General features: G+C 43.7%; 10 protein-coding genes and 1 other RNA gene. 3 read left to right on the top strand and 8 right to left on the bottom strand.

The features are described from left to right. The 3 genes from ffs to ACP45E_RS08255 all read right to left on the bottom strand — a co-directional run. An RNA gene (gene ffs, locus ACP45E_RS08265) (signal recognition particle sRNA small type) lies at positions 1 to 67 on the bottom strand; the annotation flags it as partial. Between the two features lie 133 nt (positions 68 to 200). Then, a complete protein-coding gene (locus ACP45E_RS08260) occupies positions 201 to 2,240 on the bottom strand; it encodes a GGDEF domain-containing protein (protein WP_017038091.1) in 2,040 nt (679 codons plus the stop codon). 112 nt (positions 2,241 to 2,352) lie between these two features. Continuing rightward, positions 2,353 to 3,093: a hypothetical protein gene (locus ACP45E_RS08255; protein WP_017038090.1), complete on the bottom strand. Its 741-nt coding sequence runs from the start codon at positions 3,091 to 3,093 to the stop codon at positions 2,353 to 2,355. A 51-nt stretch (positions 3,094 to 3,144) separates the two neighbouring features. Between ACP45E_RS08255 and ACP45E_RS08250 the strand changes: the two genes are divergently transcribed. Next, positions 3,145 to 3,447: an MGMT family protein gene (locus ACP45E_RS08250; RefSeq protein ID WP_017035235.1), complete on the top strand. Its 303-nt coding sequence runs from the start codon at positions 3,145 to 3,147 to the stop codon at positions 3,445 to 3,447. Positions 3,448 to 3,567: 120 nt separating this feature from the next. Here the strand turns inward: ACP45E_RS08250 and ACP45E_RS08245 are convergent, their stop codons facing one another. Continuing rightward, on the bottom strand, positions 3,568 to 3,999 hold the full coding sequence (locus ACP45E_RS08245) for a YbaY family lipoprotein (RefSeq protein WP_017038089.1): 432 nt from the start codon (positions 3,997 to 3,999) through the stop codon (positions 3,568 to 3,570). Positions 4,000 to 4,158: 159 nt separating this feature from the next. Between ACP45E_RS08245 and tesB the strand changes: the two genes are divergently transcribed. After that, complete coding sequence (gene tesB / locus ACP45E_RS08240; protein ID WP_017035233.1) at positions 4,159 to 5,019, top strand: acyl-CoA thioesterase II; 861 nt, start codon at positions 4,159 to 4,161, stop codon at positions 5,017 to 5,019. A gap of 66 nt (positions 5,020 to 5,085) precedes the next feature. Here the strand turns inward: tesB and ACP45E_RS08235 are convergent, their stop codons facing one another. Next, positions 5,086 to 5,544, bottom strand: a complete 459-nt coding sequence (locus ACP45E_RS08235; protein ID WP_017035232.1) for an Lrp/AsnC family transcriptional regulator — start codon at positions 5,542 to 5,544, stop codon at positions 5,086 to 5,088. Between the two features lie 124 nt (positions 5,545 to 5,668). Here ACP45E_RS08235 and ACP45E_RS08230 point away from each other — a divergent pair, with 124 nt between their 5' ends. Beyond that, a complete protein-coding gene (locus ACP45E_RS08230) occupies positions 5,669 to 6,736 on the top strand; it encodes a PLP-dependent cysteine synthase family protein (protein ID WP_017035231.1) in 1,068 nt (355 codons plus the stop codon). Between the two features lie 109 nt (positions 6,737 to 6,845). On the opposite strand, the gene recR is transcribed toward ACP45E_RS08230, so the two are convergent. The 3 genes from recR to ACP45E_RS08215 all read right to left on the bottom strand — a co-directional run. Then, positions 6,846 to 7,445 (bottom strand): recombination mediator RecR, encoded by a 600-nt coding sequence (gene recR / locus ACP45E_RS08225; RefSeq protein ID WP_038126175.1) that lies wholly within the window; start codon positions 7,443 to 7,445, stop codon positions 6,846 to 6,848. Between the two features lie 50 nt (positions 7,446 to 7,495). Beyond that, positions 7,496 to 7,825, bottom strand: a complete 330-nt coding sequence (locus tag ACP45E_RS08220) for a YbaB/EbfC family nucleoid-associated protein (RefSeq protein WP_017035229.1) — start codon at positions 7,823 to 7,825, stop codon at positions 7,496 to 7,498. 123 nt (positions 7,826 to 7,948) lie between these two features. Beyond that, the coding region (locus tag ACP45E_RS08215) for a DNA polymerase III subunit gamma/tau C-terminal domain-containing protein (RefSeq protein ID WP_277815690.1) at positions 7,949 to 8,735 on the bottom strand (787 nt) is incomplete at its 5' end.

The raw sequence follows: 8,735 nt of genomic DNA, 5'->3' as shown, positions 1-8,735 counted from the left end.
GCCTGCTGCGGCTGCTTCCTTCCGGATCTGACCGAGTTCACAAGTTAGTGTTGCGGGAGGACCAGGGCCTCCATAGATTCTGTATCTTAGTGTTAACTAAGAGCGTGTGGGATTATCAGCCATCAATCGTTATATTGCAAGTCGTATGTCTCTAATTTTACTCACACAGCAACCAAGTGTTTAGTGTTTGACCAATTTGTCTAAATGCGCTGCACATTCGACGAGTAATCTTGATTTGCCGCTTCTTTATGACGCTGTTCACCATGTTTGTCTTTGTACATCGCTTTATCGGCTTGATCCATAACGCTTTCTAACGACATAAAACGGGTTCTAGGAGAAGACACACCAATCGCTATATCGATATCCAATCGAATGCCTTGTTTAAGGTGATGGTAGTCAACCTCACTTAGTATGCTGACGATCGTGTGTAAGTGCTTAGCTTTGATGGAGCCCACCAAAATAAATTCATCTCCACCGATTCGATAGCAACCCCCTCGCCAAACTTTACGAATTTTATGTGACACTTGCAGTAATACGTCATCCCCGACTTCGTGACCATAGGTGTCATTGATCTCTTTAAATTTGTTTATGTCGAGGTAAATCAGCGTTAAGTTCGCACCAATACCAGCTCGATATTTCCTGTGCAATGCGCGTCGATTCTTTAAACGAGTGAGATTGTCGGTATTAGATTGAACATGTAGGTACATACTCACAATCAACATAAAGGCGATCACTAGAGTGAACAGCCATTGCGTTCTCCGCGCGAAGCGCTTTTCCGCCACCAATGTCGAGCGCCAATCTGGCTGCAAATCGTATCTCGCCAGTATTTTTTTTACATCTATAATTTTTAGCGCTTGATCAAAGAGTGGTGCTAGTTGAGCACCAAATTCATTTTTCGGAAAAGCAAAGCCAATATCAACGGTGTAAAAGTCGCCGATCAATGCATCTTTCACCAGTGGTAGTAAGTGCTCGCTTTTTTTCAACTCTCGGTTAAAGTTGCTGACGCTGATGGTAATATAGTCGACCTCACCGTTGAGCAACCCTTGTATTTTATCTTCTGTACTCTCATAAAAGACAAACTCTTTATTCGGTAATAATTGGCTAAATAATTCATGAACAAAGCCATCCTTTATTACCCCAATTCTCTCGATAACCAGTTCAGCTACATTTCGATATACATTGTCTTTGTACCCTTCCCGCTTAATCAAAATAGCTTTTGACTGATAGTGCGTATCGGTGAAATACATGAGTGGTTTTCTTTGCTCAGATATAGCGACTGGGGCGAGTAAATCGATCTTCTTATCTCTGAGATCGTTGTACATACTTTCCCACGTTTCATTTTCCGTACTGACGATTTCACATTTCACCATCAGCAATTCACAACTGCTTTTCATTAAATCGGCACTCACGCCGTGTACACTCCCATCGCTTGTATAAAAAGCGTAAGGGTTTAGGTTCTCAAGCTTCACTTTCAGTGTGCGAGAAAGGTTAACATTACTATCGATAACCGATTGTCGAAGAGCTTGCGTACGTATATCTAACTGATAGCGTTCTATCGATTCTCTTAGCTGCTTTTGAATGGGAGCAGAATGAACAAAGTCGACAATCTTAGGTAACAATTCATGGTGTCTACCTTTCGGGGTGATAATAGAGACAGGTTGAATCGACAAATGGTCATTGAGTAATTGTGCATTTAACCCCTTAAGTAACAGAGGCTTGAGTTGATTAATCGCATCAATAACACCGTCAACGTCACCCGAATGAAGCAATTGAAAAGCCTGATCGTGCCCGTTATATAAAACCAGCTCGATTGAGGGATAATTAATGGAAATCAGATCGGAGTAAATTGTGCCTTCAGGTACGCCGAGTGTTGATATTTCAGACAGTTCTAGATACTCGTAACTATATAGGTAGGTATATTCAATGTTGGTTGGTTGAGAAAAATCGAAACGTTGCGAACGAGACTCGGTGTAAGTCACATTCGCTGCAAAATCACTTTCACCGCTCTCAACAGAGTTAAGAATGGCATCGAAATTGGGCTGATCGATGTAGTCAATTTTTAATCCAAATTTATCACCAATGTTGTCAAACAACACTCGTGTGACAATATCATCCGCCTCTGTAGAAACGGTTAATCGGTCTGACTTTTTTACACCGACGAGAGGGCTTGCATGAACAGCAAAAGAGATAAGGTGAATCAGTATAAGAACCATGACGCCACTTCGGTATTGCCTATTCATTTTTCCGCCGTAATTTTTATGCATGTAAAAAACATAGTTATGTATTACATATATGCAACATCGTCAACCGTGAAGGTAAAACTTTAGTTTAATAATCGGATCTAAGACACTATTACAACTGTTGCGACTCTTCCATGCTACGCAACATATAATCGGTAACCCAGGCGGTTCCTAACAAGCAAATCCAAACCACAAACACGGGCTTGGGCACATCAACATTCGGTGTCACCACCAAAGCAGCAAAGCCTACTGCGGGCAATGACCAGCAAAGCAGTTTGTTCCATTTAAACCCTTTGAATCGGTCAAGGCTTTCAAACGAAGCAATGATTCCAATAATACTCAATGAAATCAGAATCGCGTAAGACAACCCCGCAAGCCATAACGGAAAAATAAACAACAGCACCCACCAACTGTGCTTATCGGATCGTTTCCAATGAGTAGCAGACCACCAGATAACAATAATAGAAAGCAACTGAACGAAGGTTAACAAAGCACTTCCGCCTAACTTACCCGAAGATTGGGTGAGCATGATGCCAACCTGAAGGGAAATCACAATCAGAGACGTTGTTAAAATAACAGCCAAACTGCTTCGTTTTGAAAAGATCACCATGAGCAGGGGAAACAACATCCATACGCTCACTGAAAGAGAGAATGGCTGACTTGCTAGAGTGAGAGCGTAACTGGTCATCGCAGCTAATAGAGCCAGGCCAGCGACACCTCCTTGTGGGAGTATCCATAAAGCGGGAATGACAAAAGCTATAATAGGAACTTCGCCACCACTTAAGCTCAAAGCGCGTGCACATATCGCCGCTAAGAGTGTTGTAATTAAGAACTGAAATGTTGAGAATATCATGAGCTCTCCTTGTACCTATCCGTGGTACTTCAACTCTAGGACCCACCCAGTATGGATCAGTTTTCAGTTCAAATCTTTGCAGTAATTCACCAAATTCCACATGGGAAAGTAACAAGCTATGGTGTTGTCGCAAAATTAGCTGGCTACCCTGGTTATGCAAGGCAAGTAGGCAAAGTTCTCTCTAACTTGCCAAAAGATACGCGCTTACCCTGGTTTCGTGTCGTCAATAGTCAAGGAAAGATTTCATTAACCGGTGATGCGTTACAAAGACAAAAAGAGAAGTTATTAAGAGAAGGGGTTGAGGTCAGTGAGAGAGGAAAGATTAAAATGAGCGTTTATCAATGGCAACCATAGCGGCAAACATAGTGACAATCATAATGACAACTGTTGATACCGTCTTCACAACAAATAAAGCAGCGTCTTTCAGCCAATGCCATTGATAAACTTCGTTAAATGTACAATTTGCACCTACACCTAATCTGCACGAACACTAATGAGTCGAAGATCAACATTCTGTGTTTTTTTCATGTCCGTAATCACTGCATATCGGGTATCGGTAATAAAGCGTAACTTTCCGTCCACTTCGATACGAGCACTAACACTGTAAGTGTGTCTCTGCTGTATTTTATTGCTGTCATAGGCCAAATCAAAATTGAACGGCACTTGTGAACCATTGGTTTCAAAACGGTGCTTAGCAATGACCACCGCTGGTGCATCAGCTAATGAGACATCTTGCAACGTGACCGTCACCAGCGCGTTCTCGGGAAGAGCTATACGCTCACGGTAAGAGACCGTACCCGTGATAGATTCAGCATGGCTTGCACCCATCTGTTTCTCTGAAGATTGACAACCCACTAATGCAGCGCCGAACATTATCGACATAATAACCAGTAGTGCCTTTTTCATAAAATCTCTCTTAAAATAGTAAAATCGAAGCAATTGTATGCCCGGTTTGATAACCTGTCACGGTGAAACATAAGATGCTGACAATTTTTTGACTGTGTTAGAATTTCGACCATCTTATGAGTAATGTTTAGTATAAAAATCAGATAAGGTCAAAAATTAATGAGTAACGCCTTGAAAGAACTGTTAAGTCTTCTTCAGTTAGAGAAACTAGAGGAAGGGCTTTTTAGAGGTCAAAGTGAAAACCTCGGTTTGCCTCAAGTATATGGGGGGCAAGTGATTGGACAAGCACTCTCAGCTTCACGATATACGGTTCCTTCAGATAGAACCGTGCACTCATTTCATAGCTATTTTCTTTACCCTGGCGATCCCGAAAAACCCATTATTTACGATGTAGAAAACCTGCGTGATGGCAAAAGCTTTAGCACAAGACGAGTGAAAGCCATCCAGAATGGTCGCCCTATCTTTTACCTTACTGCTTCCTACCATGGCGATGAACCTGGTTTTGAACATCAAAACACCATGCCAGAGGTTCTTGGCCCTGAAAACTATGTGTCTGAAACCGAACTCGCGGCACAAGTAGAGCACCTTTTACCTGAAAAGCTTAAGAAGATTTTCTGTGGCGATAAAGCCATTGAAGTGCGCCCTGTGACTATCGTAAACCCGCTAAACCCGAAAAAAGAAGAGCCAAAGCAATACCTTTGGATGAAAGCAAATGGCGACATGCCCGACAGCCAACTCATCCACCAATATTTGTTGGCTTACGCGTCTGACTGGGGATTTTTGGTCACCGCTCTTCACCCTCATGAAGTGTCATTAATGACACCCAAGTTCCAAGTGGCAACGATTGATCACTCGATTTGGTTCCACCGCCCATTCAAAATGGATGAATGGCTGCTGTTTGTTATTGATAGCCCAACCGCTTGTAACACTCGAGGTTTGGTTCGTGGGGAAATCTACAATCGTCAAGGTCACTTAGTCGCCAGTGCCGTCCAAGAAGGCGTCATGCGATTTACTCAGTAATCATGGCACGCACTACTTCGCATAAAGCCTTAGCTTCTGGCTTCTTAGCTTCAATCAGCTAGGGCTTTATATTGGTAAAGCTGTGGTGTATTTAAGAGGCTCCATCGCAAAGGTCGACGTCACATCCGAAAGGCCATCGACACTGTTCACCAGACGTTTATAAAACTCATCGAAGCACTTCATGTCCTTAACCAGGACTTTGAGCATGTAATCATACTCACCCGCCATCCGGTAGAACTCCATTACTTCAGGAAACTCAACTGCGGTCTCAACAAAATGGCGATACCATTCGTGAGAGTGATCGCTGGTTTTGATCATAACAAAGGCGGTAAATGACAGCCCTAATCGTTCAGGGTTTAGCAAGGCAACTCGCTTTTCAATCACTCCCGCTTCTTCCAATTTTTTAAGCCGCTTCCAACATGGGGTTGATGTTAAATTGACCGATTCCGCTAAGTCATTCAGCGATATCGTTCCATCGGCTTGTAGAAGCCTTAGTAGTCGCTTATCTATCTCATCAAGTTTCATTTCGACAAAATCCAGTTTTGGAGTAAATAATTCTATTATTATTAAATTACACAGGTAAATAAGCAAAGTTTTTCTCTTCAATTATAGTTAAATTATGAACATACCAAATCGAAGGAATCACCTTATGTGTACTGATCATAACTGGATTAACAATGCGATCCGTAAAATTGAAGCCGACTTTCAGCGCTCTGCAGATACCCACCTCATTAAGCTTGAGTTACCCAGTATCGACGGCATCGATGTTTATCTTAAAGACGAAAGTACACACCCAACGGGATCTTTAAAGCACCGTTTAGCACGTTCTCTGTTTTTGTACGCGATCTGCAATGGTTGGGTAGGCCCAAAAACCACGATCATCGAATCATCTTCCGGCAGCACCGCGGTTTCTGAAGCCTATTTTGCTCGTCTTCTTGGCTTGCCATTTATTGCGGTCATGCCCAAAAGTACTGCGATTAAAAAGATCGAACAGATTGAATTTTACGGTGGGAAAGCACATCTGGTTGACCGTTCTGACGAAATCTATGCCGAATCATACCGCTTGGCAAAAGAGCTAGATGGTCACTATATGGATCAATTCACTTACGCGGAACGTGCTACCGATTGGCGCGGTAATAACAATATTGCTAATTCGATCTTTAGCCAAATGGAACGTGAAGATCACCCCATACCTGACTGGGTTGTGATGAGCCCAGGTACTGGTGGTACGTCAGCAACCATTGGTCGATTTATTCGTTACCAACAACACAATACAAAGCTTTGCGTGGTAGACCCTGAAAACTCGGTATTCCACGACTATTTTAAGACCGGTGATGCCACCATAAAAGGTGACTGCGGAAGTAAAATAGAAGGCATTGGTCGCCCTCGTGTCGAACCCAGTTTCATCCCTGGTGTGGTGGATGAAATGCGTACCATTCCTGATGCAGCGAGTGTTGCCACGGCTCACTGGCTAGAAAATATCCTAGGCCGTAAAGCGGGTGCTTCAACAGGTACCAATCTCTTTGGTGTGCTTCAGTTAGCGAGTGAGATGAAAAAACGCGGAGAGACGGGATCGATCGTCACTCTGCTATGTGACAGTGGAGAGCGCTATTTAGATACGTATTACGATGAGAAATGGGTCGCGGATAATATTGGCGATTTAAGGCCGTATTTAGACAAGCTCGATACCTTTTATGAGACAGGTCACCTAGACTAACCCGCTGTAAAAGAGAGACAAAATAAAAGCCGCTATCCGATGAAATAACATCATTGATAGCGGCTTTTTTGTCTTTTGATTGTGACATTCTTTTGAGAGCGACTTAATGCTACAGCTTGTGTCTGCCTAACAGTGAATGAGACAAGGTCGTGCCATCCACGAGTTCAAGTTCACCACCGACTGGGACACCGTGTGCAATGCGACTCGCTGAAACCTGATATTCTCGGCAAAGCTCAGCAATGTATTGCGCTGTGGCTTCCCCTTCAACCGTTGGGTTCGTCGCCAAAATCACTTCAGTAATGTCCTTCTGACGAAGGCGAAAATCAAGCATATCTAGGCCAATATCACTGGGGCCAATCCCGTCTAATGGTGACAAATGCCCCATTAACACAAAATATCGTCCAGAGAATTGCCCTGTTGCTTCCACTGCTGCAATATCGGCAGGGCTTTCAACCACACAGAGCAAGCCATTAGCTTGACGTTTAGGATTGCTGCAAATATGACAAACCTCTTCTTCTGTAAAGGTTCGACATTCGGTGCAGTGACCAATCTCGGTCATGGCTTGGCTGAGTGCATCGGCAAGCTGTAAGCCGCCTTTTCTATCGCGCTGTAACAAATGAAAGGCCATACGCTGTGCCGACTTGGGGCCAACCCCAGGCAGACAACGTAAGGCCTCCATCAAATGCTCCAGCATATGACTGGTACGCATCTATAATTCGCTTATTTAGTTCAAAAAGCTAATGACAATAAGCTTGAGCTTTAAAACGGCATCTTCATACCTGGTGGTAATTGCATACCGCCAGTTACACTCGCCATTTTTTCTTTTTGAGTCTCTTCTACACGTCGTGCTGCATCGTTAAATGCCGCTGCGATAAGATCTTCAAGCATCTCTTTATCGTCTTCCATTAAGCTCTCGTCAATTTCTACACGACGAGTGCTGTGGCTGCCTGTGATCGTTACTTTAACAAGGCCAGCACCAGCTTCACCGGTCACTTCCATGCTTGCGATTTCTTCTTGAAGCTTTTGCATGCGCTCTTGCATTTGCTGGGCTTGCTTCATCATGTTGCCCATACCGCCTTTACCAAACATTCGCGTCTCTCTGGTTATTGGGTGTTTCGTTATTTATGGGGTTGACGTTGTTTAAATTCAACCCCACGGATTCTATATTATCTGAGTGTCAATTCCGTTGGCTTATCGTCAATTCGTGTTCAATTAAATAGGCCTGACACTGTCTCTATCTAAGGTCGCTGCAAAGCGTTTTTCAATAAACTGGACATTGTTGTCCGCTGCTAAACTGTCAAAAGCCTGCTGCAATTTCCCTTGGTAAAGTTTTTCTCTCAACTCTAAGGGTGTTTCACCACTCTCGCCCACTTCAACCACCAACTGACACTCGTTCCCCTGCACTCGGCTAAGCGCTTGCTGTAATTCTTGACAGGCTCGTTCGGTGTTCAAATGCGCTTGCGTACTTCGTAACGTTAAGTTCACTGTATTCCCTTCTTGGCGATACGATGAATTGAGAGCCAATTGTTCAACAAGTTTTGCGGTTTCTAGCTTTTGGATAAGTGCAGCCCATTCGCTTTGCTCGATAGATTCACTCATTAACCTATCCACCATTTCTGGTGTTTTGATGTGCTCTAGAGCCGCTTTGATTTGAGTGGGTGTGAGTCCATTATCTTGCTTTGGCGCGATAGGCTTTGACGCTTTCCACTGGTAAGGTTCGTCCCCACTTGTTTGAGCATTTTCAGCCCCTTCAATCAGTGAGGAATGAGAACTTAGCGACACCGGCGCTGTTCCTGAGTGCTTTTTAGCCACACGATCAAGGACAGTTTCTGATTTAGCGGATGCCGCTCTAGGCTTTTTTGGTCGTGAGTCCTGAACTTGTGGGGTTGTTCTTGGCGATCCCGTAGGCTGATCGTTTGAAGCATTTGGCGCCGATTTCAACCCTTGGCGTTGCGAACGTAATTGGTGACGCAAGCCACTCAATGGTGATGACGCTGTT

Source organism: Vibrio genomosp. F10 str. 9ZD137, from assembly GCF_049974785.1.
In the GTDB taxonomy this organism is placed as follows: domain Bacteria; phylum Pseudomonadota; class Gammaproteobacteria; order Enterobacterales; family Vibrionaceae; genus Vibrio.
The sequence above is the reverse complement of the archived record's forward strand: the minus strand, read 5'-3'. Positions and strand labels throughout refer to the sequence as shown.

What these genes read in the sequence shown, in the direction of transcription:
- ACP45E_RS08260 (WP_017038091.1), bottom strand. Translation starts at nt 2,240, where the DNA reads ATGAATAGGCAATACCGAAGTGGCGTCATGGTTCTTATACTGATTCAC.
- ACP45E_RS08255 (WP_017038090.1), bottom strand. Translation starts at nt 3,093, where the DNA reads ATGATATTCTCAACATTTCAGTTCTTAATTACAACACTCTTAGCGGCG.
- ACP45E_RS08250 (WP_017035235.1), top strand. Translation starts at nt 3,145, where the DNA reads ATGGATCAGTTTTCAGTTCAAATCTTTGCAGTAATTCACCAAATTCCA.
- ACP45E_RS08245 (WP_017038089.1), bottom strand. Translation starts at nt 3,999, where the DNA reads ATGAAAAAGGCACTACTGGTTATTATGTCGATAATGTTCGGCGCTGCA.
- tesB (WP_017035233.1), top strand. Translation starts at nt 4,159, where the DNA reads ATGAGTAACGCCTTGAAAGAACTGTTAAGTCTTCTTCAGTTAGAGAAA.
- ACP45E_RS08235 (WP_017035232.1), bottom strand. Translation starts at nt 5,544, where the DNA reads ATGAAACTTGATGAGATAGATAAGCGACTACTAAGGCTTCTACAAGCC.
- ACP45E_RS08230 (WP_017035231.1), top strand. Translation starts at nt 5,669, where the DNA reads ATGTGTACTGATCATAACTGGATTAACAATGCGATCCGTAAAATTGAA.
- recR (WP_038126175.1), bottom strand. Translation starts at nt 7,445, where the DNA reads ATGCGTACCAGTCATATGCTGGAGCATTTGATGGAGGCCTTACGTTGT.
- ACP45E_RS08220 (WP_017035229.1), bottom strand. Translation starts at nt 7,825, where the DNA reads ATGTTTGGTAAAGGCGGTATGGGCAACATGATGAAGCAAGCCCAGCAA.